The following is a 25,586-nucleotide window of genomic DNA, read 5'->3' on the forward strand; positions in this document are numbered from 1 at the left end:
GCCGCCAATCTGGGCATCGGTGTCGGTGCCATCATCTAGCAACTGAGCATTGAAAGGAAACCTATGCGGCAAGCGAATGCAAGGGCCGGCAACTCTCTGGCCTGGTGGAAGCCGGCGCTGTTCTTACTGGTGCTGGTGGCGGGCCTGTGGCACGTCAAATGGCAACCCTATTACGGCAAGGCGCTGCTGGCGGCCGATACTCATGGCATCGGCGGCTCCATCCTGGCCAACCTGGGCAGCGCGCCCCTGGCCTCGGCCATGGATTACAGCCTGCTGTACTTCAAGGCGGTGTGGAAGGCGGCCCTGCTGGGCATGTTGCTGGGCTCCCTGATCCAGGTGCTGATCCCGGCGCAGTGGCTCAAGCAGACTCTGGGCCGGGGCGCGGCCCGCAGCACCCTGCTGGGCAGCCTGTTCGCCCTCCCAGGCATGATGTGTACCTGCTGCGCCGCGCCCGTGGCGGCAGGCATGCGCAAGTCGTCGGTCTCCATGGCCGGCGCCCTGGCCTTCTGGCTGGGCAACCCCCTGCTCAATCCGGCCACCCTGGTGTTCATGGGCTTCGTGCTGGGCTGGCAATTCAGCCTGATCCGCCTGCTGGCGGGGCTGGCTATCGTGCTGGTGGTGGGCGTGGTCGTGCACCGCTGGTGCCCTGAGCCGGCAGGAGAAACGCAATCTGAGACGCAGGACTCACCTCTGCAGGGCGGCTTCTGGGCTCGTTGGGGCCAGGCTCTCTGGCGCCTGTTCTGGAGTGCCATTCCCCCCTATGTGCTGGCGGTGATGCTGCTGGGGGCAGCCCAGGTCTGGCTGTTTCCTCATGGCCAGACCCTGGGGGACGATCTTGGCTGGCTGCTGGCCATGGCGGTGGCGGGCTGCCTGTTCGTCATTCCCACGGCGGCGGAAATCCCCATCACCCAGGCCATGATGAGTGCCGGTCTGGGACTGGGACCGGCCCTGGCGCTGCTCATCACGCTGCCGGCCTTGAGCCTGCCGTCCCTGATGATGCTGCGCAAGGCCTTCCCGGCCCGGGCCCTGTGGCTCACCACCGCCGTGGTGCTGGGGGTGGGGTTACTGGTGGGCACCGCCGGCCTGCTGTTGGGCTAGGCTTGGGATGAACATGAAGAAGGCGCCAAAAGGCGCCTTTTTTTTACGACGGACAGCCACTAGTTGCTGTCTTGTTCCATGGGTTCAGCGGCGTCGCCACTGACGTCACTCATGGCGTCACTCACGGCGCCGCTCACGGCAGCGGCCGCCTTGTCTGCCATCTCGGCGGCGGCATCTGTGGTCTGCTGTGCCTGCTGGATGGCCTGATCCACTACCTGCTCGGCGGACTCGGTGCTGGTGGCAGCGGCGTTGCTGGTTGCCGCCTGGCTATCCTTGGCGCTCTGTTGACTCTGGGCGGCCGGTGCAGCGCTCGGTGCCGTCTTGGGCGCCTCTTCTTTCTGGCCGCAGGCCGTCAGGGCCAAACAAACCATACCGGTCAATAGCATCTTGTTCATCATTACTGTTCCTCAATGCTGATGGTGATGGGCGCCATGGGCCGACCTGGGCCATGGCGCGGGAGACATGAGTCGAAGTGGGGACTCATTAGCTGTCTTTGCCTCACTAACCTTGGGTCTGGCGGGCAAGATGTCAAGGGTAGACGGGAAATTGATGCCTGGTGGCCAGCCGGGTCACAGCAGGCGCCCCCGTATCAGACGGTAGCCGGTGCGCAGGCTGAGATAGCCGATAAAGCCGTTGGCGGCCAGGAATACCGGCACCGCCAGGGCCTGGGCGGGGGCGGCGCCGGCCTGGGCCAGCTTGAGGGTGCCGACCGTGCTGGCGGCGATGCCGAAGGTGTAGGCCCAGTAGGAGGGGGCGAAACGCTGGGTGCCCAGCCAGCGCCACAGTCTCAGCCCCAGCAGCAGCTGGAACAGGGCATAGCCCCACAGCATCAACAGCCAAGGCGCCGCCTGACCGGGTTGCAGCACCAGGCTGGCCATCAGGCAGACCGCCGGCGGGGCGAACTGGATGCCCAGCAGGGGCCGCTGGGTGGCGGGCAGATCCTCGGCCTGCCAAAGGCGTTGCAAAATTGGTGACTCCAGGGCCAGCCAGGAGAAGACGCCGGCCCCCAGAAACAGCCAGCCCCACTGGGGCTGACCCAGGGCCCCCAGGGCGGCGGCACTGGTGAAGTTTCCCGCCACCGTCGGCAGGTAGAGGGTGGGTGCCGTGTCCTGGCTCTGGCGCCGCCCCTGCCACAGGGTGCCGGTGTGCCAGAGGGCGAAGACCAGATGCCAGCCAAGCCCCAGGGCGGTCAGGCACCAGGCCAGGCTACGGCTGTAGGGCAGAATGGCCAGCACCATCAGCAGGGTGGCGATGCCCAACAGGGCCGGGGTGCCCCCCTGCACCGGGTGTTGCCACTCGGCCAGCCGGGCCTGGGGATGGCGCAGGGTCTGCCAGAGGTAGCGCAGCAGCAGGCTCAGCCAGACCAGACCGGCCAGGGCCAGCAGGGCTTCGGCAACCTGGCCCGGCAGGCCCCAGTAACCGGCGGCCAGACGCCAGGCCTGACCCAGTCCGGAGAGGCCCAGCACCATGCCGAAAAACGAGGCGGGAACGAGTTTGGGAGTCATTGATGGCCCGGGGTGAGGAAAAGGGGCGCCAGTGTAGCAGTTTTTGCCCTGTCAGCGTGGCTGGGGCGATGGATGACACAGGGCGGCGGAGGCATAAAGCAAGGGGCCGATGCGGCCCCTTGTGCTGTTATCTGGGTATCAATGCTGGCGCCGACGGCGCAGTCCGGCCGCCGCCAGCAGGATCAGTCCGCCGAGGGGCAAGCTGCCACCACCGCCGCTGTCACTGCTGGTGCTATTGTCGTCACTGCTGCTGTTGTCACTACTGTCATCGCTACTGTCGTCACTGCTGCTGTCATCACTGTTGTTACTGCTGCTGGCGGTGATGCCGGTGCCGTGCAGTATCAGGGTGGCGCTTTGGGTGCTGCTGTCGGCGGCGGTGGCGGTGAAGTCGATCTCTATGGTGCGATCGTCTGTGGCACTGCTGGGGGTATAGCTGACATTCACCTCACAGGTATCGCCGGCGGCCAGGGTGCTCTGATCACAGGCGGCGCTCACGGTGGCGGTGGAGGTGATCTGCCCCAGGGTCCAGGCCTGGGAATCATCGTTGCGGATCAGGAAGGTGGCGGTGCCGGTCTCGCCATAGGGCACCTCTAACGCCTGGTTGGTGGTGTAGTTGAGGCCGTCGATGGTGTCGTTGATCCAGTCCAGGTGGTAGCCGATGGAGGTGAAGCCCGCGGTATAGCCATTGTTGCCACAATAGGCGCGGCTGCCGGAGGGATAGCTGATGAAGCTGGTGAGCCCGTAGAGGATGCCGTCTTGCAGCAGTGGACCGCCACTATCCCCAAAGCAGATGCTTTTGCCGGCGACGCCCCCGGCGTAGAAGTGATCCGGGTAGTAGTTGGTGTCCATGCCTTCAAACGGCAGATCTATGGTCTGCAGGTCGTCTGGATAGCGGTTGCCATAGACGTCGGTGGCGCCCCAGCCATAGGCGGTCAGCCAGTCGCCGTTGCTGGTATCCGAGGTGTCGGTGACCTCTTCCAGGGCCTGGGTCTGACTCAGGGTGGCCAGGGTAGGGGTACTGACGCTCTGGCTGGTGGCCAGGTGCAGCAGGGCCATGTCTCCCACGAAGTCGGTCCGGCTGCTGCCGTCGTAGATCACCTGCCAGTCCGGGTGCACTACCACCTCATCGATCGTGACCGGGGTGAAACTGGTACTCAGATCCGCATCGCCGATGCGCAGGCCGATTTCGTCCAGCTGGATGTCGTCCACGCAGTGGGCGGCGGTGACCACCCAGTCGGCGGCAATCAGGGTGCCGCCACAGAAGTGGGCATTGGTGTAACCGGTATTGAGCTGCTGGATGGAGACCATCCAGGCCGGGGCCGAACTGACGGTTTGACCGCCCACAATGGTGGGGACCACGTCGGTGGCCAGGGCTGCCGGGGCACACAGCAAGAGCAGAGAGGACGCAAGGGCGCGCATAGGGACTCCTATAACAACAAACGAGGCCCCATCTGTGTGGGGCCTCGCCAGACTAAACAGGCCTTATGCCGGGCTCAAGCGCGATGACATGCCTTTACACTTTATTGCCGGCCAGTCGACGTCGGCGCGCCATGGCCAGCAGGGCTAGCAGGGCCAGCCAGGATTCGGATAGCGCCCCGCCGCCACCGCCATTGTCGCCTGTGGCGTTGAGGGACTGGGCATATAACCTCAGGTCATCATCAATGCGCCGTCCATCATCCCGCAGAGCACTAAACCAGGTGTGGATCATGAGGTTCTGCCCCGGTTGTTGCGGGCTGTAACCGACGGTCAGGCGGCAGCTCTCTCCCGGCTGCAGCAAGACGCCGGTACAATCGGCGATCAGGGTGCTTTCACTTTGTACTGACTCCAGCAGCCAGGGTTGGTTGTCGTCATTGCGCAGGATAAAGTCGGTCTGGCCTGTCTGCCCGGCGGCGACACTCAGGCGTCGGAAATTGCCGTAATTGAGCCCTTGCTGCAGATCTAGGAGCCAGTTGCGATAGTAAGCCACCGAGGTGAAACCGGCCAAGCTGCCGGCACTGCCACAGTGGTAAGAGTCAGTCTGGATATAGCTGGAGATACCGTACTGGGTGTTATCCACCAGCAGAGGGCCACCGCTGTCCCCAAAACAGGTGCTCTGACCGACGTTGCCGCCGGCCATGAAGTGATCCGCCTCTACCTGTATAGAGGCGACGGCATAAGGCAGAGTAACTTGTTGCAACAAATCCGGGTAGAAGTTAGCCGCAGCATCGGTGGCGCCCCAGCCAATGGCGGTCATGGTGTCACCCACCGTTAGGGCAGCCTGTTGCTCGGTACTGGCCAAGCTTGGGACCGTGTCGCCTTGGGCCTGGGTCAGGTGCAACAGGGCAATATCGCCCTCAAAGGTATAGCGAAACGTGCCGCCGGTGGGATCCCAGTCCGGGTGCAGTATCACCTGGTCGATATCTACCGGGGTATAGGGGGTGGCGAGATCCGTGTCACCCACCCGCACGGCGATGGCATTCTGATCCTCATCGCTGACACAGTGGGCGGCGGTCAGCACCCATTGTGGGGCTATCAGGGTGCCACCGCAAAAGTGACTGTTGTTGACCGCACTATTGCGTTGCTGCAGGGAGACCATCCAGGTGGGGGCCTCGGTCGGTTGGCCGCCGACTATGGTGGCGACGGGGCGGGCAAGCAGGCTGGGGCTTAGGCTCAGCAGCAGCAGGGAGAGGGGTAGTGGGCGCATGGAGACTCCTTGTCGGGGCGCAACAGATTGCCGGGCAGGATAGAGGGCTAAGGTTAAGAAATGCAAAGGATTTGTTTGGGGCTTTCGATCCGGCTCACTTGCCGCCGGCGCGGGGGCCTGTGGTATGCTCGGGCCACCGCAACGCCATGAGCAAGGAGTCGTCATGAACAAGCTGTGCTGCACCCTCACCCTCTGCCTGCTGTTGTCCGCCTGCAATACCATCAATGGCATGGGGCGGGACATTCAGAAGGGCGGCGAGAAGGTGCAAGAAGCCGCCCAGAGCGTGCAGAAAAAGATGTAATCCAAGTAGGTTCATCTTGGCCTCCATTGAGCCTAATTCAGGCCTGTTTGCTGTTTGACCCGGCAGGGGCTTTGCCAAGGCGGGGGCCGGCGTCCACACTCAATGCACAGATGAGGTGGTGCCGGGAGGCCAGATGAACGAAACCCTTCGCCTGATGCAGGCGCATCGCAGCCACCGCTGCTTCAGCCCGGATCCCATCGACCCCGCCCAGCTGCAGGCCATCCTGGAGGCGGCTCATCACGGTCCCACCTCCATCAACAGCCACCAAGTCAGCCTGATCCTCACCCGTGACCCCAAGGCGCGCGCCCAATTGGCACAGATCGCCGGGGATCAGCCCTGGATCGCCCAGGCCCCCGTGTTCATCACGCTGGTGCTGGATTTCTACAAGACGGGTCTGGGGGTGGCGCGGGCCGGTCAGACCCAGCAGATCCAGCGCAGCCTGGAGGGGCTGCTTTCCGCCAGTTTGGATGCGGGCATCGCCCTGGGCAACCTGATGACGGCCGCCCGTTCTGTGGGGCTGGGGGTGGTGCCCATTGGCGGTATACGCCGTGATCCGGAAGCGGTCATCGAGCTGCTGGACTTGCCGGAGTGGACCTTCCCGGTGGCGGGCTTGTGCCTAGGCCACATCGCCAAGCAGGGGCCGCAGAAGCCGCGCATGCCCCTGTCCAGCTACTGCTTCGAGGAGCGCTACCAGGCAGACTGGCTGCCGGAGATCATCGCCCGCTACGACGAGAGCCTGTGCGAGTTCTGGCGCCGCGTCGGTCGGGAGGATGGCCTGAGCTGGAGTCAGAACACCGCCCTGTTTTACAGCCAGTGTTATTTCCCCCAGGTGAAGGCCATGGCCAAGGCCCAGGGGCTGACGGCCGAAGAGTGATGGGGCATGAGTGGCACCTGTGTGCTGTCGCACACTTGCCCGGGAGGTCAGGCGATACAATGGTATCAGCGGTCAGGGGTTGGTCGCATCCGGGGTAGGAGGTGAGCATGTTGGTTCGGGATATCATGCGGGAGCGGGTGGCCAGCGTCGGCATGGATGACAAGCTGGAGACGGTGCGGGAGATCTTCGCCCAGGCGCCCTTTCATCATCTGCTGGTGCTGGAAGACGACAAGCTGGTGGGCATCGTCTCGGACAAGGATCTCTACCGGGCCATCAGCCCCTATCTCGACAGCTTCGCGGAGAATCAGCGGGACAGGGACACCCTAAGCCGCAAGGTGCACCAGATCATGAGCCGCGAGCCGGTGACCGTCTCCCCGGAGCTGGGGGTGCGTTCTGCCGCCGATCTCATGCTGGCACGGGGCATCTCCTGCCTGCCGGTGCTGGAGCAGGGCCAGGTGGTGGGCATCCTCACCTGGCGGGATCTGCTGCGGGCCGTGCTCATTCCCCAGCACTGAGCTGCCAGAGACTGGCGCCGGTGCCGGACAGGGCCAGCAGGCAGTCGTCCTGCGCCCCTTGCAGCACACCGGTTCCCCAGCGTAGTTGCCATGGGCCTGTCAGCCCAGGGGGCATGGTCAGCCGGATCTGCGCCTCGCCACTGCGCTGCAGGGCAAACAGCCAGGCTTCTTCGCCCCACTGGCGCACAAACACCAGACTCTCCCCGGCGGCATACAGGATGGCACAGCCCCCCCGGCGCAGCGCCTGACTCTGCCGGCGCCACTGGCCCAGCTGACGACACAGACTCAGCAAGCCCGATTGCCAGCTGTCGGGGGCCTGCCAGGGAAAGGGCGGCCGGTTGAAGGGATCATTGTCGCCACTCAGGCCTATCTCGGTGCCGTAAAACAGACAGGGCACGCCAATCCAGCCATACAGCCAGCACAGGGCCAGCTCCATCCGGGCAAGATCGCCGCCCAGCAGGGTGAGGAAGCGGCGGGTGTCGTGGCTGTCCAGCTGATTGAACAGGCACAGCTGTTGCGGCTGGCTAAGCCCGGCCCGGTAATGTTCCAACCAGGCGGCACACTGGGCCGCATCCAGCCGGATGGGTTGGTAGGCCACGTCCACCCCCGCCAGGAAGGCGCGCACCGGCAGGGCAAAGCCCGAGTAGTTCATGGCGCCATCTTCCACCCCCTGTTGCAACCATTCCCGGGCGTCGCCAAAGTGCTCGCCCAGCAGATAGGCCTGGGGATTTTCCTGCCGCGCCGCCCGGTAGATGCCCGCCAGGTGGTGCAGGTTGCCCCGCGCCGTGCCGCCTTCCCCCAGCATATGGGCCACATCCAGCCGCCAGCCGTCGATGGCATAGGGTTCCCGCAGCCAGTGGCGCACCACGCTGTCACGGCCGGCGTAGAGGGTCTCCATCACCCCTGGGCTGGCGTAATCCAGCTTCACCAGGCCGGGATTGCCCTTCCAGCACTGGGCCTGACCGTTGACGAAGTGGTACCAGTCCCGGTAGGGGGAGTCGCTGTGCCATGCCGCGCCCTGCTCGGTCTGGCCGTAACGGTCGAACCAGGGACAGGTGTCGCCTGTGTGGTTGAACACCCCGTCCAGGATGAGCCGCATGCCCCGAGCCCGGGTGGCCTGCCGCAGGCGGACGAGGGCCGGATTGCCGCCCAAATGCGCGTCCACCCTGAAGTAGTCCTGGGTGTCGTACTTGTGCACCGACGGCGAGCAAAAGATGGGGTTGAGGTAGAGGGCCGTGACGCCCAGCTGCTGCAGGTAATCCAGTTTGCTCGTGAGGCCGTCCAGATCGCCGCCGTAAAACTGGCAGCTGGCGTCTTGGGCCGTGAGTGGCGCGTCCCAGGGCAGGCGGCGCACCGGCTTGCCCTTGGCCTGATGAACGTATTCGCCATCCTGTATCAGATGGGGACCATCGCCCGGCGCGAAGCGGTCCACATACACCTGGTAGAACAGCTGATCCGCCACCCAGGCCGGGTGGGGGCTGGGGATGGCCAGGGTGAACTGACGCAGCCGCTCCAGCGGCAGACGGCTAAGCCCTTCCGGGCCGAACCAGCAGTGGTCGTCCGGCCAGAGCAGCTTGAAGCAGTAGCGCTGCTGTGCCTCGGCGGGATTGAGGGGCAGCCAGGCCGCATAGGCCTGCCAGCCGGCGACCGTTTCTTGCGGCGCCATGCTGACCTGCCACTCCTCGTTATCCGGCTCGCAGCGCAGCACCACCTGCTGGGGCAAGACGGCTGCCTTGAGCCAGAGCTGGATCCGTGGGCCCTGGGCGGTCTGTTGCACCAGGGGCGGGACGGGCAGGTGCCAGGCCTGCAGGGTCGGTTCAGAAGACATGCCGGACTCCGGTGAGGGGGGATGGGTCGAGCATGATCCGCCCGACCGTCCTTGTCATCCCCTGGGGCTGGGGATCTGGCGGGTGGAACTAGCCCCCCAGCAGGCGCTGACGGGCCACCGCCTGGGCCTCGGCACGGGTGCGGACCCCCAGCTTGGCGTACAGGTGATTGATGTGGGTCTTGATGGTGGAGGGGGCGACAAACAGCTGGCGGGCCATCTGCTCGTTGCTCAACCCCTGGGCGATGAGCCGCAAGATTTGCCACTGCCGCTGGCTCAGCTCCTCCCCCTGGGGCAGCTCGCTATCGCTGTCCAGGGGTTGGGTGAGGCGATCCAGGGCCTGCTGCACCAGGGCCAGCACGCTGGGGCTGGTCTGGGGCCAACGGCTTAGCCCCTGCAAGGGGGCCACCACCCGGGGACCCGCCAGCAGCAGGGGCAGAATCGTCTGGCGCCCGGCCAGCCAGGCCAGCCGGGGATGCCACAGCTCGGGATCTGCGGTGCCTTGCCCCAGCAGGATCAGCAGCCTGGCCTGCTGGCCCAGCCAGTGGGCCTGCCAGCGCTCGGCGGTGTCAATCAGCCACTGGAGTTGCGGTTGGGGCAGGGGGCTGTCCAAGGCCTGCGCCAGCCAGGCATGCAGCAGGTTGTCCTGCAGATCGTAGAGATCCGCCAGCTGCTCATGCCAGGGGGTCCGCTGGCGCAGCCGGGCCAGGGCGGCCTGGTCGCCCCGTTGCTGGTAGCCCAGGGCCAGGGCATAGCCGACACGAAACTGCCACATGCGGCAGTACTGCTGGCCAAAGCGCTGCTGCTCCAGCTGCTCCAGGCAATCCGCCAGGGCCTGGGGTGGGCCGCGCCAGATGAGGCACAGGGCCTGGTGGGCCAGGTAGGGCAGGCGCCAGTAGTCCCCCAATGGGGCGGCCAGGGCGCTGCCCTGGCCCAGCCAGTAATCGGCCTGATCCGGCTCACCGCGCTGCAGGCAGATCTCCGCCTGCAGTCGATAGAAGGAGTCCAGCAGGCGATCCTGCTTGAGATCCTGTTGCTGGACGAACTCCAGGGCGGTCTGGATCACCCGACCGGCCAGCTGCCAGTCCCCCTGCAGGTAGTGCAGCTGGGCCAGGCGATACCAGGCCGCCAGCTTGAGGTGATACTGCTGCTGGCAGTCGGCCCAGCTCACCAGCAGATCCAGTTGGGATCTCGCCCGGGTCAGTTGGCCGCAAAACAGCAGGGCCATGGCCTGGGTCAGCCGGTAGGGGGCCAGCAGGGGCTTGGGCAGTTGCTCGCCCAGTTCGGCCAGCTGCTGCTGGGCGTCCTGCAAATGGTCGAAGTTGAAGCTGATCATGGCGTGCAGCAGGCGGGCGCTGGCCTCTTCTTCCGGCTGAAGCGATTGATGTTGCAGGATCTGCAGGTACTCCTCGGCCAGATCGGAGCGGCGATGCAGCTCCATGGTCAGCCAGGCCTGCAACAGGCACAGGGCCGGTTGCTGGCGCAGCCAGAGGGCCGGCAAGCGATCCAGCTGTTCGGCGAGCCAGGCACCCTGGCCCAGCTCCAGGCAGGGCAGGCCGATGCGGGAGAACAGCGACAGGGCCAGCTGGGGCAGGGGTTGGGCCGGGTAGAGGGCCTGAATGTCCGCCAGGGGCCATTGGGCCAGCCAGCGACTCAGTGGCGCCCAGTCCAGCTCGGGCTGCTCCCGCCACAGTCCCAGCAGCTCGGCGATCCAGGGTTGCCAGTGATCGCCATCCTCCTGGGGTAACAGCCAGCCGGCTTGGCAGAGCTGGGCCCGCCAGACCCGCCACTGACCGGGACTGAGGTTGGCCAGTTGCAGCAGACGGGCGTGATCCAGCACTGGGGTGTGTGCCTGGAGGGCCAGGGCCAGGGGCAGGGGCGCCGGCAGCTGGGCCAGCACCGGATCCAGCAGGGCCAGCCCCCAGGCTTGCAGCAGCCCTTCGGTGGGCTCATCACACTGGCAGGCCTGTTGCCACAGCCGCCAGGCCAGGGGCCAATGGCCCAGCCGGGAGCGCCAGGGGGCCGCCCGCTCGACGGGAATGGATTCGTGAGCCCACCAGTCGGCCAACTGCGCCTCCCCCCAGGCCAGCCGGGCCGTCCCCAGGCGTAACGGCGTCAGCCCGGCGCCTCGCAGCCGGCCCTCCAATGGGCTGTGCAGATTGGCACAGACCAGCGTCTGGGCCCCGGAGGGCAGGCCGGTCAGCAAGGCATTCAGCAAGGTTTCCTGTGCCGGCTCATCCAGCGCCTGCAGATCCGGCACCAGCCACAGGTGATCGGTGGCGGCGGGCGCGGGCCAGATTCGGCAGGGGCGGCGCCGGATCAGCTCCTGGCACAAGGCCTGTTGGTCGTAGCCGGCCGGCAGGGCCAGCCACAGCAGATCGGCTTGTTGCAGGGCCTGTTGCAAGGTGCTCAGATGGGGGGACATGGTGACTCCTTCGGCAGCGCAGGCCCTATCTTACCCTGCCGCCGGGGGGACTCAATGCCTCTGCAGCGGATCCACCAGTGGCTTCCAACCGGTCGGGGGATGGTGTGTTTTTCATCCTGCGTCAGACTGGTCTCAACCTGATTGATGGAGAACCCCATGAATGCCTTAGTCCATGCCCGCCAGCAAGCCCAGTTGGCCTTTGCCGCCTCCGATGCCAATCTGGTGGTGGGGGAGGCCAGCGCCTGTCCGCTGCCGCCGGCCGCCCTGGCGACCATGACACCGGCGGATCCCTGCGTTGTGGAGCAGTTTAGTGGCGGCCTGACCGCCCGGGTGCTGCACCTGTGTATCGAGGGGGTTCACTACACCCTCAAGCAGCGGCGGGAGGAGGCCCTGGTGCGCAACATCGACGGTCAGACCTCGTTTCTCAACGAGGTGCAGCGGCGGGCCGACTTCACCCGGCTCAAGGCCGACCCGGCCTGGGCGGGGCGCTTTGACCACATAGTCCCCACCCTGTATGCCGATTACCGGCAGGGGATCATCCTCTCCCCCTGGTTGCCGGGACAGGCTCCCACGCAGCTGGATGCTGACCTGTTCGACCAGCTGTTGTCCACCATGGTGGCCTGTGAGGAGGCGGGGCTGATGGAGTGGGATCTGTGCCCCGGCAACCTGCTGGTGGATCAGGGGCACCTCTGGCTGTTTGACTTTGGCTACATGTATCCCTTCGATCCCTTGCATCACTACAACAGCAATGGGCTCAGCGATCCCCTGTTCCATGCCTGCGAGCGCTTCGAGACCCGTTTCTTCTTCGGCTGGCTGCTCAACCAGGCCCTGCCCATGGAAGCGCAGCTGGCCCTGTATCGGCAGCTCAAGCAGGTGGCGCTGACTCACTACGCCGGCAAGCGCGCCCATCTGGCGGCGCGGGGCGCCATCCCCGATGTGCTGGCCTGGCTGGATGAGCTCATGGCCCGCTGGCAGCAGGCCCTCGCCAGCCCCTCTGCCCTGGCCGCCTGCTTCGAGCTGGAGGCCTTTCGCTCCCATGTGCTGGACATCGAAGACGACCTGCACGGCCAGAGCTGCACCGCCACCACCTTGAAGCGCATCGACTTTGTCTGCCAGGCCCTGACCCACCGCCATGCCGCCCTGGCTGCGGGCGGCGCCCTGTTCTACGACAATGCCGGGCGGGATCAGGCCAGCCTGCTGGCCCTGTATGCCCACAAGCGGCAGCAGGCCCAGGGCTGGTTGCTGCCGGGCCATTGAGTCCCGGCAGAATGCCTCCCTTGTCAGGCCGCGGTAGCGGCCTTTTTGCTCTCTGATAGCCGATGGACACTGGTCTGAGTGGCGCGTTTGCCAAGCGAGACTCACACTTAGGAGGCCCTGCACGGGGAATAAAGCTGGTGCCTGAATAACAATCTGGCACGCCACTCACCGGCGGCCACCCATCGACGTCCATGGTTTGCTCCGGGCGCAGGTTCCCTGGGGTCACCCATACATGAGAGGAAGGCACTATGTTTTTGAACAAAATGAGCATTCGCAGCAAGGCGGCCTTCGGCTTGATCCTGCTGACCTTGTTTATCCTGCTCATCGGCATCTTGAACTACCTGGCACTGGGGCGACTGCAGGAGAATACCCGGCTGTTTGCCGAGGATCTGATGCCGGCCCAGGGGGTGGTGCTCAACGCCGACCGGGATCTCTATCAAGCCCTGACGGCCCAGCAGGAGATACTGCTGTTGCGGGGCCAGGGCGAGGAGATCGCCGGCCTCAAGCAGGACTTTGACGACAACGTCCAGCAGGCCAAGGATCGCATGGCCAGCTACCTGTCTATCATGCAGCCCTATCCCGATGTGGTCGCCCAGCTAGCCAACTTCGAGCGGCTGTTTGCCGACTGGCTGGAGTCGGCCCGTCAGGTCAACAGCCTGGCCATCCAGGGCGATGCCGCCGCTGCCCACAAGCTGCACGATCAGAGCGGCAAGCAGTTTGCGGCCCTGCGGGAGCAATACAACCTGGCGGGGGAACTGGCGGATCAACTGGCCGGCCAGACCAAGCAGTTCTCGGACGCCATGGCCGACAGCCGTCAGGCCTGGACTCTGGGGCTGCTGGTGGTGGCCCTGGTCTGTGGCTTGCTGCTCATCTATCTGGGTCCCAAGCTGATCGTCAGCAGCGTGCGGGCGGTGACGGAGAAAATTCAGGATATCAACCGGGGTGGCGGCGATCTGGTGAGCCGGCTGCCGGTGGTGACCCGGGATGAGCTAGGCCAGCTGGCCACCGAGTTCAACCGCTTCCTGGACCAATTACAAGGGCTGGTGCGCCTGCTGTTGGGGGATGCCGGCGAGCTGGAGGCCAGCACCAGCAACCTGCGTCAGGTCTCCACTCAGGTGGATGACATCAGCGAGAATCAGCGGGTGCAGCTGGCCTCCCTGGTGACCGCCTTCAACGAGATCAACCAGGCGGTGCACGACATCAGCCAGCATGCCCAGCTCACCTCGGATCAAACCCATCAGGCCCAGGATGCCGCCAACCAGGGGCTGCAACTGTTGCAACAAAACGTCACTCTGAACCGTCAGCTGCAGGAGAGCTTCCAGCAGGCGGCGGGCCGGGTGGCCCAGTTGGCCGGGGAGTCGGAGAAGATCACCTCGGTGCTGGATGTGATCCGTGGCATCGCCGAGCAGACCAACCTGCTGGCGCTGAATGCCGCCATCGAGGCGGCCCGGGCCGGTGAACAGGGCCGGGGCTTTGCGGTGGTGGCCGACGAGGTGCGCACCCTGGCCAGCCGCACCCAGCGCTCCACCGAGGACATTCAGGGCATGATCAGCTCTTTGAAGAGCGGTGTGCAAAGCGCGGTGCAGGCCATGGACAAGGGCAGCGGCCAGGTGGAGAACACGGTGGGCATGGCGGACAAGATGCATCAGTCCCTGATGGAGATACAACAGACGGTCAACCGGGTGCTGGACATGAACTTCCAGATAGCCTCGGCCACCGAGGAGCAAAGCGCAGTGATGGACGAGATCAACCGCCACGTCTCCGAGCTCAACAGCCTCACCGAGGAGGGGGCGGCCACCTCGGGCACGGTGCGGCAAACCGGCAGCGATCTGGACGAGCTGGCCCGCCAGCTGGCCGGCCGGGTCCGTCAGTTCAAGGTGTAATCTGGGTAAGACGACAGACCGCTCCCTTGGGAGCGGTCTTTTTTATGCCGCAACGGTGGCCGGCCTAGGGCAGCTGGGGGGCTGAGAGGGTCACCTGCCAGATGCCGTCCTGTTGGCTGGCAGACTGGCAGGCCAGCACCTTGGCGCGATAGTAGTAGACAGGCACCTCCTCACCCACCGTCAGGGGGCGGGCGAAGTAGAGGGTGACGGGCTTGGCCTGGAAGGCCTGGGCGGTGAGGTAGCCGATCAGGGCATGCTCCAGGGAGTGATAGCCGTTCTTCCACAGGTGTACCTTGAGGCTGCCGGCATCGTTGATCCAGCCCCAGACCTCGCCATTCTGGTGGTCGACAAAGGTGGCGAACCAGCTGGGCCAGGTGCGATAGAGGTAGCGGCGCGGGTTGGCGTTCTCCAGACCCAGGGTGGCGGCGGCCTGATCCAGCTCCGCATACTCCCACCAGGCACTGCCGTTCTCGCCGTCTCTATCCCCCCACCAGCCTACCTGCTGGCTGCCGTCGGCCCCGGCGGGCAGGGGCACCGGCAGGTTTTTCAGCTGATCCTCCCGGTAGGCCCGGGCCAGCAGGCTGTACAGGCCCCCTTCGGCCAGCTTGGTGAGCAGGGTATCGCCTAACTGACGGCCGGTGAGGTAGAGCATCCAGAAGCTCTTGCTGCTGTGGCCGAAGTCGGCATGGCGGGCCGAGGGCAGCTTGCCGCTGTCGTCATGCAGATAGCCGTAGAAGCGCCCCTCGGCGGGGGCGTAGAAGTCCCGCACCAGGCTCTGGGCCAGCCAGGTCATGCGCTGATGCCAGAGGGCCTGTTGCTGACCTTGCAGCCAGGGGGCCAGCAACACCAGGTAGGCGTTCAACTGATCCAGCTGGGCCACCAGCTCCACCTGCTGATCCTGCGTCCGGCTGGCCGGGAACCAGGTCAGCCGCTGATGGGCCTGGTCCAGATAGGCGGTGAACAGGTGATCCTGCAACCGTTGCAGGTCGGCCAGGGCGCCGGCATCGCCACTGACGTAATACCAGGCGGCCAGGCCCAAGCCTATGTAGGCCAGATCCTGGCTGGTGCGATCCGCCGGGCTATCGGCGGCCTGGCCAGCCTGGAAGCGGGTGATGGCGCCATCCCGCCCCCGCTGTTGCGGGTCATGGGGCAGCAGGGCGCGGGTACGCAAGAAGTCCACCCCCTGACGGGCCAGGGCCAGGGCCTTGGGGTCGCCGGTCAGATGAAACAGCATGGCGTAGGCGAAGCTCTGCCGCGAGACCATGCGGGTCCACTGATAGGGCAGACCCTCGGCGATCCAGTCCGGCGGATTGGCCAGTTCGGGACACAGGCTGGCGGGCTTGGGCTCGGCCAGCAGCGCCTTGGGGTCCGGACGACTGGCGTCGTTGCACAGGAAGCTGGGGAAGGCACCGTCCGTGATGCCGTCGGCGGCCTGGTACCAGAAGGGGGCCAGATCCTGGCGCACGTGGGTGAGCCAGGCCTGACCGTCCAGCAGTTCGGCGCGGCAGGGGGCCAGGGCCAGGCTGAGGGTCAGCCCCAGCAGGGGAAGTAAGGTTAGGGGTCTCATAGGTCCTCCTTGAGTCTGGAGTGACCAGTGTAGTGGCTGAGGCTCAGTAAACCGGGATCCCGCCGACACTTGTTTTCCCCCTGGGGGGTGGAGTCTCCCGGTTTGCGTAGGGGGGCCATGGCAGCAGTTGCTCACGCAAGCTCAGATCCACCGCCGCCAGCAGCAGTTGCTGTGGGTCGCTGCGACAGTGGGTCCGGATGTGGCGGGCCAGACGGGCGCCGTCCCGTTCGCTGTCCGGTAGCTGCAGATGGCGCAGGGCCAGCACATGGGTGCTGAGGGCCTCCACCGCGAAGCTGGCCTCGCCGGGCTGGGTCACCAGCAGGCGCTCCGTCTCCTGGCAGGTGAGCATGGCCAGCCGATCCAGCCGGGGCAGCAGCCGGATGACGCCGCCGCCGACCAGGGGCTCGAGTTCCTGGGTCAGCCCGTGGCGAGAGGCTTCTCCCAGGCGGCTGCCGATCAGCAGATCCTGGGCTGGGAGTCCGGTACTGACGAACAGCAGCCAAAAAAAGAACAGACGTTGCATGAGGCACCTCCCGCTGACAGGAACTCCATTGTAGGCGCGGGTCATGAATGCAAACTGAAGCGGGACAAAATGGGGGCCTTTTGGCCCCCTCGATTGTCCTCGGATTCAACTTGGGATCAGCTTGAGGCGCCCGTCAGGCCGGCGAGCTCCCCGGCGCTCAAGAAACCGTCCGCCGCACCGGCGACGCCTATCTTCCAACCGGCAAACAGGCAGGCCTGGTTCAGCGCCTGATAGGGGTTGCCATGGCTCAGATAGCCGTGGAGGAAGGCCGAGAACAGGGCGTCGCCGGCGCCTATGGTATTGACCACGGGCCTGGGGCTGCAGGCCGGGGCCTGATAGAACTGTCGATCCGCCGCCACGTACATCAAGGCCCCCTGGCTGCCGCGCCCCATGACGATGATGTCGTTGTGGTAACGGGATTGTAGGGCGCCGATCAGCTCCTCCGATGGGCGACCATGCAGCCCCTCGTCGCTGAGAAACAGGATATCGGCGGCGGCCATGAAGTCCCGGTTGTAGGCATCGTCCGGGTCGCTCAGCACATGCACGTCGGTGGCGATGGGCCGGCCGGCGGCCTGCACCGCGGGCAGCAGGGCGCGGTTGTAGTTGATGTTGCACATCACCGCCAGGCGGCAGTCCGCCAGCTGGGCCACGAAGCGCGCCTCATCGTAGGCACTCTCCTGAATGGTCTTGAGATCGACATGGATCTGCCGGCGCCCGCCGGGCTCGTAGAGGATCACCGAGGCCGGGGTGGCGGGCAGGCTGGCCTGCAACCCCTCGGTGGCCAGCCCCAGGCTTGCCATGGCCTGCTTGACCCACTGGCCGTGAAAGTCGTCGCCGATGAGCGACGCCATGGCCACGCCGTGGCCCAGCGTGTGCAGCGCCTTGGCCACGTTGTAGCCCACCCCCGAGACGGTGCTGGCCACCCGGTCGAAGGCGTAGGTCACGGGAAAGTAGTCGAGGGGAAAGTGGTCTATGCCCAGGGTGGTTTCTATGTTGATCAGACCCGAGACCAGGATGGCGGCGGACATGGTTGACTCCTGTGATGACGGTTTGAGTCAGACTATCCCAGACGCGGGTTCGTCACCGTGATCCCGGCGAGTCTGTGTTTCCCCTGGCGGGGTGGATTGGTGCGGTGGGGATGACCTTATTCTGGCATCGCTCTGTCAGACCTGAGTTTTTAGCCTGCTGTGGTTGTTTGAGGCGGGGGTGTCCGTGCCGCCCTTCTCCGCTATTGTGCTCTTTCTACGCTTGGCTTGGCGACGACATCCCTGACTAACCGCCCGCTTCGGGCTCCTGCCCTGCGCGGCAAACTGGGGCCGGGATACTCAATCCCGTCCTAACGCCAGTTCGCCCCCCAGCAATCCCTATCCGCTGGCCCTCCGGGTCCCCTCGTCCATCGAGCCAGCTTTTCGGTCGTTATCGACGTCTGCTTCGCCTTCCTTGGCTGCGCATTCCACTCGGGCTATCCCTGCCCTCGCGCCAATCCGGGCCGGGATATTCAATCCCGTCCCCCTTTCGGTCTGGCCCCGACACGGCGATAACTCGCTCGGCATCCTTGCCTCGCGCCCGGCTGGCCCGCTCTCCTCGGCCAGCGGCAAGGGATGGAGGGCCTGTTAGTCAGCAATATGTCGGTGGCAACAATACGAAGTTTATTCAGAATACGTGCCTTGACGGGTAACGTTCTAGCCTGGGCTCTCTACGGGCGTACCCTCGACTGAGTGTTCACCACCGCGATAGGCGGTGGTGAATTACGACAATAAAAACGGGGCCGTCTGGCCCCGTTGTGTACTCTGGCTTAACCGGCTGCTTAGCCGGCAGCTTGGCGGGCTTCGGCCAGCCAGGCGTCCACCTGCTTGGCATGGGCCTGGAGCCAGCCTTCGGCGTGACGGTCTATGTCCGCCGGGCTGTTTTCGCCCTGCTTCATGCGCATGTTCTGGGCGCTGATGTCGTTGCTGGACAGGCGCATGATGGCAAAAAGCTTGGCGGCGGCCGGATTGGCCGCGGCCCACGCCTTGTTGGCGACTATGTGCATCACGTTCATCTGGAAGCCATAGTTCTTGCCGTTGGGCAGCTTAGTGTCAATCTTGGCGCGCTCGCCGGGCAGGGCGGAGAAGGGCACCTCCAGCCAGACCACGTCCTTGCCCGGCACCAGCTCGCCGCTGACCCAGTAGGGGGTCCAGGTGTAGTAGAGGATCGGCTTGCCGGCCTTATAGCGGGCAATGGTGTCGGCGATGATGGCGGCGTAGTTGCCCTGGTTGTGGTGCACCGTCTTGACCAGGCCATAGGCCTCAATCTGGTGATTGACCACAGCCTCGCAGCCCCAGCCGGGGTTGCAGCCGGCCAGATCCGCCACGCCGTCACCGTCGGCATCGAACAGCTTGGCAAGCGACGGATCTTTCAACTGGGCTATGTTGTTGATCTGGTAGGCCTCGGCAGTCTTCTTGTCGATGAGGTAGCCCTGGGCCGCGCCGCTGACATAGTCCCCCTGGCGGTAGAACTTGGCGTCGCCGCCGGCCTTCTCGTATTTCTCGGCATGCAGCGGATCCCAGTTGAAGGTGAGGAAGGTGCCCTCGCCGTTGGCCACAGTGGCGTAGCCCACGTTGTAATCCACGTCCTTGGCGGGTTTGACCTCATAGCCCAGCCGGGCCAGCAGCTTGCTCACCAGCACAGTCTGAAAGCTCTCCTCGGCGATGGTGCTCTGAATGGGCTGCACGCTGACGCCCTGTCCGGGCAGCTCGGCGGCCTGCAGCTGGCTGCCCAGCAGCAGGGCCAGCAGGGGAAGGGCCTGTTTGGCGTTGATCATGGGTCACTCCTTGTTGGTTGAAGAGGAAGTCGGCCGCCCAACTTGGCGGCGCAGCAGGGCCAGGGGCCCGCGAGGTGCCTGCTGGCGGTGGCGCTGGGACTGGCCCATGGCCTGGGTCAGCCGGTCCAGCACTATGGCCAGCAGCACTATGCCCACCCCGCCCACCGAGGCCATGCCCATGTCCAGGCGGCCGATGCCGCGCAGCACCATCTGCCCCAGGCCGCCCACGGCGATCATGGAGGCGATCACCACCATGGACAGCGACAGCATCAGGGTCTGGTTGACCCCGGCCATGATGGTGGGCATGGCCAGGGGCAGCTGGACCTTGAACAGCAGCTGGCGCGGACTGGCGCCAAAGGAGTGGGCGGCCTCCACCAGATCCGCCGGCACCTGCTGAATGCCCAGCAGAGTGAGGCGGATGATGGGGGGCAGGGCGAAGATGATGGTCACCACCACGCCGGGCACGTTGCCGATGCCGAACAGCATGACGATGGGCACCAGGTAGACGAAGGCGGGGGTGGTCTGCATGGCGTCCAGCAGCGGGCGCACCCAGGTGGCGGCCCGCTGGCTGCGGGACAGCCAGATGCCGCAGGGCAGGCCGAGCAGCAGGCAGAAGAACAGTGAGGTGAGCACCAGCGCCAGGGTCACCATGGCGTCGGCCCAGGCGCCGATGAGGCCGATGCCCAGCAGGGCGACCAGGCTGCCGAGGGCCATGCCACCGCCCACCAGCTGCCAGGCGACCAGGGCCAGCAGCAAGATCATCAGGGGCGCCGGCACCCAGAGCAGGGCGCCCTGGATGGCGTTGAGGGTCATGTCCACCGGGGCGCGGATGAGCTGGAAGACGGGGCGAAAATGCACCACCAGCCAGTCGATGCCGGACTCTATCCAGCTGTCCAGCGGGATCCAGGCCTGGTCGAACGGCTGGCGCCAGTCGATGCTTGTGTCTTGTGCAGCGGTTGGTGCGGGGGTACTGAGCCAGTCCGCCTGGGCCTGCTGCTCGCCGTTGCCTGCCGTGCCCCAGGGGTCGTCGGCGGTTTGGCTGCTAGTGGCCCAGGGATCGGGCTCGCTGGCGGTATCGGCGGCCTGGGCCGGCAGGGTCAACAGCAGGGTGGCCAGCCAAATGAGAGGCAGCCAGAGACGAAGAGACTGGGTCATGCCGGGGTACTCCGATCCAGGGTTTGCAGCAGGTGGGTCTTGGAGATGAGGCCCAGGTAGAGGCCCCTCTCATCCACCACGGGTACCTGGCAGGGCGCCTCGGCCACCAGGCCGATCAGCTCGTTCAGCGGCGTTTCGCCTTGAATGGGCTGGGGCAGGGGCAACAGGGCCTTATCCAGCGCCTGCTGGCCGGCGGCGGCCTGCTTGAGGGAGTCTACCGACACCACGCCGACGAAGCGCCGGTTGCGGTCGATGACGAAGCCGTAGTCGCGCTCCTGATCCTCGAGCTGCTTGAGGGCGGCGCGGGGGCCGTCGGTGTCGTGTTTCTTGATGAGGGGGATCTGGCGGCGCTGGGCTATGTCCTTGGCGCTGAACACCTGGGCCAGATCCACGCCGCGGAAGAAGGCACGCACATAGTCGTTGGCTGGCTGGTTCAGGATCTCGTCCGGGGTGCCTATCTGTACCACCACCCCCTCCTGCATGATGGCGATGCGATCGCCGATGCGCATGGCCTCGTCCAGATCGTGGGAGATGAAGACGATGGTGCGCTGCTGGCTGCCCTGCAGCTTCAGCAACTCGTCCTGCATCTCGGTGCGGATCAGGGGATCCAGGGCGGAGAAGGCCTCGTCCATCAACAGGATGTCCGGGTCGTTGGCCAGGGCGCGGGCCAGGCCGACCCGTTGTTTCATGCCGCCGGACAGGGCATCGGGGTAGGCGTCGGCCCAGGTCTCCAGGCCCACCTGGGCCAGGGCCTGACGGGCCGCCGCATCACGCTGCGGCTTGGCCACCCCGGCCAGCATCAAGCCGAAGGCGGCATTGTCCAGCACGGTCAGGTGGGGCATCAGGGCGAAAGACTGGAACACCATGCTGATCTTCTTGCGCCGCACCTGGCGCAGGGCGTCGGCGGAGATGGACGCAATGTCCTCGCCGTCGATCAGCACCTGGCCGCGGCTCGGCTCGATCAGGCGGTTGAGCAGGCGCACCAGGGTGGACTTGCCGGAGCCGGAGAGCCCCATGATGACGAAGATTTCCCCTTCCTGAATGCTGAGGTTGACGTCCTGCACCCCGACGGAGAGGCCGGTGCGTTTGAGGATCTCGGCCTTGTCCTGCCCCTGTTCCAGCAGGGCAAAGGCCCGCTCCGGCTTGTCGCCGAAGACCTTATAGAGTTGTTTGACTTCGAGTTTGGCAGTCATGGAATCCTTACTATGGGAAGGTGTACAGAAATGAAACTAAATATGCATAGCAATACTAATCATTAGTACCGTAAAGCAATTTGCCGTGAATTTGAAGGATTTCGTCGGGCTTAACGCCAGATCACCCCGATAAGTGGCGGATTGGTAGGGGGTGTTTTTGATTGAAAAGGCGGATTTACTCGGTGAGTGGAACAAAAAAAAAGCCCGCCGAGTGGCGGGCTTTTAAGCTCTTTCGAAATTTATGTTTAGCATTGCTAATTTTTGTTTAGGGCTCGTTGCGGGTCAACTCGCCGCCGGCCAGCATGGGGGCAGTCTGTTGGATAGGCGCATCCAGCACCTCGGCCAGCAGTTCCAGGGAGCCCAGCAGCATGGACTGCTGCCAGTCTGGCAGGGTGGCGAAGCGCTCCACAAAGCGCTCCTGCAGGGTATCCGGTGCCTGAGAGAGACGCGCGGCCCCCTCCTCGGTGAGCTTGACCCACACCTTGCGCTTGTCATCCGTGCCCCGCAGCCGGATAACCAGGGCCCGGCTCTCCAAGCGATCCAGTATGCTGGTGACGGTGGCCTGGGCCAGGTTCATGCGCTGGGCCAGCACCCCCGTGCTCATGGGCTGTTCCGCCTGCAGGGTCTGCAGGGTCAGCAGTTGGGGCAGGGTGAGGCCGCAGGCACGGCTCAGGTCCCGTTCGTTGAGATCTATGGTGCGTATGATGCCGCGCAGGTGGCTGAGCACGGCCTGACTTTTCGGATTCATGATGCGGTTACGTCTGGAATGTCAGGGCTTTATAGACAGGCCGGCGCGCCATGGCAAGCCCCCGCAAGGTAAATCCTGGTCAATGGGGGGACGACGCGGTGCTGGCCTGACCGGATAAGGCTTGACCGATCTCCTGCTCCAGTGCCGTCAGACCCAGCTGCAGGCCAGGCCAGTGGCAGTCCAGCCGCAGGTCGTCCTCGTGCTGCGCCGCCAGCGTCACGGCGATGAGCCGCTGGCATAAGGGCTCGCTGGCCAGATAGGGCAGGCTGCCCTTCAAGCGATGCAACAGGCGCCTGAGCTCGGGCCAGTCCTGTTGTTGCTGAGCCTCGGCCAGCTGCCCCCGCAGGGATGCCGCACTGTGCTGATAAACCCGTAACGCCTCATAAAACAGGTCGCCGGCCTCACCGCACAGGCGCCACAGTTTGCCTTGATCCAGCCAGCGCCCGCCCATCTTGGTCTCCAGTTTCATATTTTGCTGATGCCGCTATCGTGTGGTTTTAAATGCTGGTTAATTTTGCATGCTTCGGGATTTGCACTCTGTTCTTTGCGGAACAGATACATAAATCATTTGTCGTTAGCATGGTTTCTTTGTCTGGCAAGCAGAGGAGCCAACCTCCGATGGTCGAATCGCACCTGCCCTCCGTCCTTCTCGGCTTGGATGCGGCCCGCGGCGTATTGCTGGTGGAGTCGTGCCCCCAACAGGCCCAGCACCTGCGCAGCGAGCTGGCGCAGCTGGGCATACCGCCAATCCGGCTGGATTGGGCGGCGGATGCTGAAACCGCCTGGCGTCTGTGCCGCGAACACGCCTATCAGTTGCTGCTGTGTGATGACACCCTGGGGGCCGAACAGGCGGATGGTGGCCAATTGCTGGCGGCCCTGCAACGGGAGGGGTGGCTGGCGACCGACTGCGTGGTCCTGATGATGACCGACGACGCCACCCTGAGCCGGATGCGGCGCCTGGTGGCCCTCGCGCCGGATGGCTATCTGCTCAAGCCGGTGCAGACCGCCATTGTGTGCCACCGCTGGCCGGGCTGGCTGGCACGTCGTCAGCAGCTGGCGCCCATTTTGACGTTGCTGCAGTGCGGCCTGCTGTCGGCCGCCGCCGGACAGGTGGCGGACGTGCTGGCCCAGTCGCCTGAAGATGCCCCAGGCCTGGCGTTGTTACAGGCCAGGATCTGGATGGCGCAGCGGCAATTTGATCGCGCCCATAACGCCTTGCTGGATCTCAAGGGGGGCCCCGAAGGCAAACGTGCCCAGCTGGCCCTGGCGGAGCTGGCCATGCGACGGCGCTATTACGCCCTGGCGGACAGCTGGTTGGCGGCGCTGGAGTCGGATCCGCTGTTTTGTGCCATGGCTCTGACCCTGGGGGCCGAGAATGCCCTGCGGATGCACCAGTTTTCCCGGGCCCGGCAGAAGTTGCAGCAGGCCATCAGCCTGGCGCCGGGCTCGGTAGAGCCCCACTGGTTGCTGGCCTGCGTCGAGCTGGCCGATGGCACCCTGCTGGCGGCACAGCAGGCGCTGCAAGAGGGGCTCAGGCAGGATAGACCCGGCCTGAGCTGGGCCGGCCAGCTGATGCCCCTGCTGGCGGCGGTACAACTGGATCGGCTGGGCCAGGGCGAGCCGGCCGCGGTGGCGGCGCTGTTGCAGCAATTCCAGCAACTGTGTGGCCTGTGGCAACAGCAGGTCGGACAGGTGGCCTACCGTCCCATGGCCTTGCTGCTGCTGGGACGCCGCCACTGTCTGCTGGGGGCACCCCAGCAGGGCGCGCTCTGCCTGACCCAGTACCAGAGGGTGTGTCAGCGGCAGCAGGGCCAGCGCCCGCTGCTGGAGCAGATGGAGTTGGTCAAGCTGTTACGCCTGCTTGGCGATCCTGAAGCGGAGGTTCAGTTGGGACAACTCAACCGACAGCTGGCCGACGCGACGGATCGGGTCGAGCACCTGGCCTGGCGCCTGTATCTGGCCCGCTGGTGTGCCCTGCCTCCCCTGGTGCGCGCCTGCGACGCGCAGGAGCCCTGTGATTCTGTCAGCCTGGCTCTGGCCAGTAACGAGGTATCCAATGAAGCCTGAATACAGACTGCTTATCGTCGAAGATGATGATTTTCAGCGTCAGTGGCTGGCCCGGCTGAGTCAGCCCCATGCCGGCCAGATCCAGGCGGTGGCGGATGGCCGGGCGGCCCTGCAACGGCTGGACGATGGCTTTTTGCCAGACATCATCATGCTGGATCTGGGCCTGCCAGGCATGGATGGGATCTGCCTGCTGGCGGAGCTGGCCCGCCGGCAGCTGTCCAGCGCCCTGGTACTCATCAGTGCGGCCAGCAGCGAGGTGATGGCATCGGTGGCGACCCTGGCGCAGCTGCAGGGCCTCAACCTGGTGGGGCAGTTTCGCAAGCCGGTGGCGCGGCAGCAGATCCAGGATCTGTTTGCCACGGATCTGTCCTGGGTGGCAGCGCCCAGTCCGCCACCTCTGCCGTCTGCTCCCAGCGTTCAGGCGGTGAGACAGGCGCTGGCGCGGGGGGACTTTCAGCCCTATTTTCAGCCCCAGATCTGTGCCCAGACCGGCCGCCTCATGGGGGTGGAGGCCTTGGCCCGCTGGGTGCGTCCCGGCGGCGAGGTAGTGGGGCCGGCGGGCTTTCTCGACCAGTTGGATGCGGCTGGGCTGGGGCATCGCCTCACCATGAGCATGTTGGCCCAGTCTCTGGCCAGCGCCCAGCAGTGGCGTAGCCAGGGACTGGATCTGAGCCTGTCGGTGAACATAGCGCCGGATGAGCTGCTGTCGCCGACCTTGGTGGAGGAGGTGCTGACCCTGTTGGCCGAGTTTGACTTCCCGCCCCAGCGCCTGTGCCTGGAGATCACCGAGACCCAGGCCTGCGGGGATCTGGAGGCCCTGCTGAGCGTCGCCAGCCGGTTGCGGCTGCACGGCGTGGGCTTGGCGCTGGATGATTTCGGTACCGGCCATGCGTCCTTATTGCAGCTGATCCATACGCCGGCCAGCGAGCTGAAGATCGACCGGGCCTTCGTGGCGCGCATGCTGGACAACCCCAGACACAGGGCGGCGGTGGAGACCACCCTGGCCCTGGCGGAACGCCTCAAGATCCGCACCGTGGCAGAGGGGGTGGAGACTCAGGCTCAGGCCGATCTGTTGGCCAACCAGGGCTGTCAGCTGTTGCAGGGGTATCTCTATTCACCGCCGGTGCCGGCCGAGACATTGCTGGCCCGTTGGGGCTAGTATGA

General features: G+C 65.3%; 22 protein-coding genes. 8 read left to right on the forward strand and 14 right to left on the reverse strand.

Annotation, left to right across the window (positions count from 1 at the left end):
- Positions 1–63: 63 nt before the first annotated feature.
- Positions 64–1,098, forward strand: a complete 1,035-nt coding sequence (locus ABD847_RS13820) for a permease (protein ID WP_345014022.1) — start codon at positions 64–66, stop codon at positions 1,096–1,098.
- A gap of 59 nt (positions 1,099–1,157) precedes the next feature.
- On the opposite strand, the gene ABD847_RS13825 is transcribed toward ABD847_RS13820, so the two are convergent.
- The 4 genes from ABD847_RS13825 to ABD847_RS13840 form a co-directional block, all read right to left on the reverse strand.
- Positions 1,158–1,496 (reverse strand): hypothetical protein, encoded by a 339-nt coding sequence (locus ABD847_RS13825; protein WP_345014024.1) that lies wholly within the window; start codon positions 1,494–1,496, stop codon positions 1,158–1,160.
- Between the two features lie 171 nt (positions 1,497–1,667).
- A complete protein-coding gene (gene tehA, locus ABD847_RS13830; protein WP_345014026.1) occupies positions 1,668–2,603 on the reverse strand; it encodes a dicarboxylate transporter/tellurite-resistance protein TehA in 936 nt (311 codons plus the stop codon).
- A gap of 138 nt (positions 2,604–2,741) precedes the next feature.
- On the reverse strand, positions 2,742–4,022 hold the full coding sequence (locus ABD847_RS13835; protein WP_345014028.1) for a trypsin-like serine protease: 1,281 nt from the start codon (positions 4,020–4,022) through the stop codon (positions 2,742–2,744).
- 94 nt (positions 4,023–4,116) lie between these two features.
- Positions 4,117–5,286 (reverse strand): S1 family serine peptidase, encoded by a 1,170-nt coding sequence (locus ABD847_RS13840; protein ID WP_345014030.1) that lies wholly within the window; start codon positions 5,284–5,286, stop codon positions 4,117–4,119.
- 163 nt (positions 5,287–5,449) lie between these two features.
- On the opposite strand from ABD847_RS13840, the gene ABD847_RS13845 reads away from it, so the two are divergent.
- The 3 genes from ABD847_RS13845 to ABD847_RS13855 all read left to right on the forward strand — a co-directional run bounded on the left by ABD847_RS13845 (position 5,450) and on the right by ABD847_RS13855 (position 6,976).
- A complete protein-coding gene (locus ABD847_RS13845) occupies positions 5,450–5,587 on the forward strand; it encodes an entericidin A/B family lipoprotein (protein WP_345014032.1) in 138 nt (45 codons plus the stop codon).
- A 133-nt stretch (positions 5,588–5,720) separates the two neighbouring features.
- Entirely contained in the window at positions 5,721–6,461 is a 741-nt protein-coding gene (locus ABD847_RS13850; protein ID WP_345014034.1) for an NADPH-dependent oxidoreductase, read from the forward strand.
- Positions 6,462–6,568: 107 nt separating this feature from the next.
- Positions 6,569–6,976 carry a CBS domain-containing protein gene (locus ABD847_RS13855; protein ID WP_345014036.1) on the forward strand — a complete coding sequence of 136 codons (408 nt, stop codon included), beginning with the start codon at positions 6,569–6,571 and terminating at the stop codon, positions 6,974–6,976.
- On the opposite strand, the gene malZ is transcribed toward ABD847_RS13855, so the two are convergent.
- Both malZ and ABD847_RS13865 read right to left on the reverse strand, forming a co-directional pair.
- Positions 6,960–8,804, reverse strand: coding sequence for a maltodextrin glucosidase (malZ, locus tag ABD847_RS13860; protein ID WP_345014038.1), 1,845 nt, complete (start codon positions 8,802–8,804; stop codon positions 6,960–6,962). The two genes, ABD847_RS13855 and malZ, sit on opposite strands and share 17 nt — an antisense overlap.
- 88 nt (positions 8,805–8,892) lie before the next feature.
- The gene (locus ABD847_RS13865; protein ID WP_345014040.1) at positions 8,893–11,226 is read right to left on the reverse strand and encodes a LuxR C-terminal-related transcriptional regulator; all 2,334 of its coding nucleotides are present in this window, start codon (positions 11,224–11,226) and stop codon (positions 8,893–8,895) included.
- A gap of 156 nt (positions 11,227–11,382) precedes the next feature.
- On the opposite strand from ABD847_RS13865, the gene ABD847_RS13870 reads away from it, so the two are divergent.
- Entirely contained in the window at positions 11,383–12,483 is a 1,101-nt protein-coding gene (locus ABD847_RS13870) for a protein kinase family protein (protein WP_345014042.1), read from the forward strand.
- A gap of 248 nt (positions 12,484–12,731) precedes the next feature.
- Complete coding sequence (locus ABD847_RS13875) at positions 12,732–14,366, forward strand: methyl-accepting chemotaxis protein (protein ID WP_345014044.1); 1,635 nt, start codon at positions 12,732–12,734, stop codon at positions 14,364–14,366.
- Positions 14,367–14,430: 64 nt separating this feature from the next.
- On the opposite strand, the gene ABD847_RS13880 is transcribed toward ABD847_RS13875, so the two are convergent.
- From ABD847_RS13880 to ABD847_RS13915, 8 genes are all read right to left on the reverse strand, one after another.
- Positions 14,431–15,933 (reverse strand): AGE family epimerase/isomerase, encoded by a 1,503-nt coding sequence (locus ABD847_RS13880; RefSeq protein WP_345014046.1) that lies wholly within the window; start codon positions 15,931–15,933, stop codon positions 14,431–14,433.
- Positions 15,934–15,976: 43 nt separating this feature from the next.
- The gene (locus ABD847_RS13885; RefSeq protein ID WP_345014048.1) at positions 15,977–16,456 is read right to left on the reverse strand and encodes a hypothetical protein; all 480 of its coding nucleotides are present in this window, start codon (positions 16,454–16,456) and stop codon (positions 15,977–15,979) included.
- 116 nt (positions 16,457–16,572) lie between these two features.
- Positions 16,573–17,484, reverse strand: a complete 912-nt coding sequence (locus tag ABD847_RS13890; protein WP_345014049.1) for a carbohydrate kinase family protein — start codon at positions 17,482–17,484, stop codon at positions 16,573–16,575.
- 779 nt (positions 17,485–18,263) lie between these two features.
- Complete coding sequence (gene proX, locus ABD847_RS13895) at positions 18,264–19,259, reverse strand: glycine betaine/L-proline ABC transporter substrate-binding protein ProX (protein ID WP_345014051.1); 996 nt, start codon at positions 19,257–19,259, stop codon at positions 18,264–18,266.
- 3 nt (positions 19,260–19,262) lie between these two features.
- On the reverse strand, positions 19,263–20,414 hold the full coding sequence (proW, locus tag ABD847_RS13900) for a glycine betaine/L-proline ABC transporter permease ProW (protein ID WP_345014053.1): 1,152 nt from the start codon (positions 20,412–20,414) through the stop codon (positions 19,263–19,265).
- Complete coding sequence (gene proV / locus ABD847_RS13905; protein ID WP_345014055.1) at positions 20,411–21,607, reverse strand: glycine betaine/L-proline ABC transporter ATP-binding protein ProV; 1,197 nt, start codon at positions 21,605–21,607, stop codon at positions 20,411–20,413. Before proV ends, proW begins: the two co-directional genes overlap by 4 nt.
- 265 nt (positions 21,608–21,872) lie before the next feature.
- A complete protein-coding gene (locus ABD847_RS13910) occupies positions 21,873–22,355 on the reverse strand; it encodes a MarR family winged helix-turn-helix transcriptional regulator (protein ID WP_345014058.1) in 483 nt (160 codons plus the stop codon).
- A gap of 79 nt (positions 22,356–22,434) precedes the next feature.
- Entirely contained in the window at positions 22,435–22,824 is a 390-nt protein-coding gene (locus tag ABD847_RS13915) for an Hpt domain-containing protein (RefSeq protein WP_345014060.1), read from the reverse strand.
- Positions 22,825–22,973: 149 nt separating this feature from the next.
- Here ABD847_RS13915 and ABD847_RS13920 point away from each other — a divergent pair, with 149 nt between their 5' ends.
- Together ABD847_RS13920 and ABD847_RS13925 are read left to right on the forward strand one after the other, a co-directional pair.
- Complete coding sequence (locus ABD847_RS13920; RefSeq protein ID WP_345014062.1) at positions 22,974–24,422, forward strand: response regulator; 1,449 nt, start codon at positions 22,974–22,976, stop codon at positions 24,420–24,422.
- Positions 24,412–25,581, forward strand: coding sequence for an EAL domain-containing response regulator (locus ABD847_RS13925; RefSeq protein ID WP_345014064.1), 1,170 nt, complete (start codon positions 24,412–24,414; stop codon positions 25,579–25,581). Before ABD847_RS13920 ends, ABD847_RS13925 begins: the two co-directional genes overlap by 11 nt.
- Positions 25,582–25,586 lie beyond the last annotated feature (5 nt).

The organism is Pseudaeromonas paramecii, from assembly GCF_039540575.1.
GTDB classification, from domain to species: Bacteria; Pseudomonadota; Gammaproteobacteria; order Enterobacterales; family Aeromonadaceae; genus Pseudaeromonas; species Pseudaeromonas paramecii.

What these genes read in the sequence shown, in the direction of transcription:
- ABD847_RS13820 (WP_345014022.1), top strand. Translation starts at nt 64, where the DNA reads ATGCGGCAAGCGAATGCAAGGGCCGGCAACTCTCTGGCCTGGTGGAAG.
- ABD847_RS13825 (WP_345014024.1), bottom strand. Translation starts at nt 1,496, where the DNA reads ATGATGAACAAGATGCTATTGACCGGTATGGTTTGTTTGGCCCTGACG.
- tehA (WP_345014026.1), bottom strand. Translation starts at nt 2,603, where the DNA reads ATGACTCCCAAACTCGTTCCCGCCTCGTTTTTCGGCATGGTGCTGGGC.
- ABD847_RS13835 (WP_345014028.1), bottom strand. Translation starts at nt 4,022, where the DNA reads ATGCGCGCCCTTGCGTCCTCTCTGCTCTTGCTGTGTGCCCCGGCAGCC.
- ABD847_RS13840 (WP_345014030.1), bottom strand. Translation starts at nt 5,286, where the DNA reads ATGCGCCCACTACCCCTCTCCCTGCTGCTGCTGAGCCTAAGCCCCAGC.
- ABD847_RS13845 (WP_345014032.1), top strand. Translation starts at nt 5,450, where the DNA reads ATGAACAAGCTGTGCTGCACCCTCACCCTCTGCCTGCTGTTGTCCGCC.
- ABD847_RS13850 (WP_345014034.1), top strand. Translation starts at nt 5,721, where the DNA reads ATGAACGAAACCCTTCGCCTGATGCAGGCGCATCGCAGCCACCGCTGC.
- ABD847_RS13855 (WP_345014036.1), top strand. Translation starts at nt 6,569, where the DNA reads ATGTTGGTTCGGGATATCATGCGGGAGCGGGTGGCCAGCGTCGGCATG.
- malZ (WP_345014038.1), bottom strand. Translation starts at nt 8,804, where the DNA reads ATGTCTTCTGAACCGACCCTGCAGGCCTGGCACCTGCCCGTCCCGCCC.
- ABD847_RS13865 (WP_345014040.1), bottom strand. Translation starts at nt 11,226, where the DNA reads ATGTCCCCCCATCTGAGCACCTTGCAACAGGCCCTGCAACAAGCCGAT.
- ABD847_RS13870 (WP_345014042.1), top strand. Translation starts at nt 11,383, where the DNA reads ATGAATGCCTTAGTCCATGCCCGCCAGCAAGCCCAGTTGGCCTTTGCC.
- ABD847_RS13875 (WP_345014044.1), top strand. Translation starts at nt 12,732, where the DNA reads ATGTTTTTGAACAAAATGAGCATTCGCAGCAAGGCGGCCTTCGGCTTG.
- ABD847_RS13880 (WP_345014046.1), bottom strand. Translation starts at nt 15,933, where the DNA reads ATGAGACCCCTAACCTTACTTCCCCTGCTGGGGCTGACCCTCAGCCTG.
- ABD847_RS13885 (WP_345014048.1), bottom strand. Translation starts at nt 16,456, where the DNA reads ATGCAACGTCTGTTCTTTTTTTGGCTGCTGTTCGTCAGTACCGGACTC.
- ABD847_RS13890 (WP_345014049.1), bottom strand. Translation starts at nt 17,484, where the DNA reads ATGTCCGCCGCCATCCTGGTCTCGGGTCTGATCAACATAGAAACCACC.
- proX (WP_345014051.1), bottom strand. Translation starts at nt 19,259, where the DNA reads ATGATCAACGCCAAACAGGCCCTTCCCCTGCTGGCCCTGCTGCTGGGC.
- proW (WP_345014053.1), bottom strand. Translation starts at nt 20,414, where the DNA reads ATGACCCAGTCTCTTCGTCTCTGGCTGCCTCTCATTTGGCTGGCCACC.
- proV (WP_345014055.1), bottom strand. Translation starts at nt 21,607, where the DNA reads ATGACTGCCAAACTCGAAGTCAAACAACTCTATAAGGTCTTCGGCGAC.
- ABD847_RS13910 (WP_345014058.1), bottom strand. Translation starts at nt 22,355, where the DNA reads ATGAATCCGAAAAGTCAGGCCGTGCTCAGCCACCTGCGCGGCATCATA.
- ABD847_RS13915 (WP_345014060.1), bottom strand. Translation starts at nt 22,824, where the DNA reads ATGAAACTGGAGACCAAGATGGGCGGGCGCTGGCTGGATCAAGGCAAA.
- ABD847_RS13920 (WP_345014062.1), top strand. Translation starts at nt 22,974, where the DNA reads ATGGTCGAATCGCACCTGCCCTCCGTCCTTCTCGGCTTGGATGCGGCC.
- ABD847_RS13925 (WP_345014064.1), top strand. Translation starts at nt 24,412, where the DNA reads ATGAAGCCTGAATACAGACTGCTTATCGTCGAAGATGATGATTTTCAG.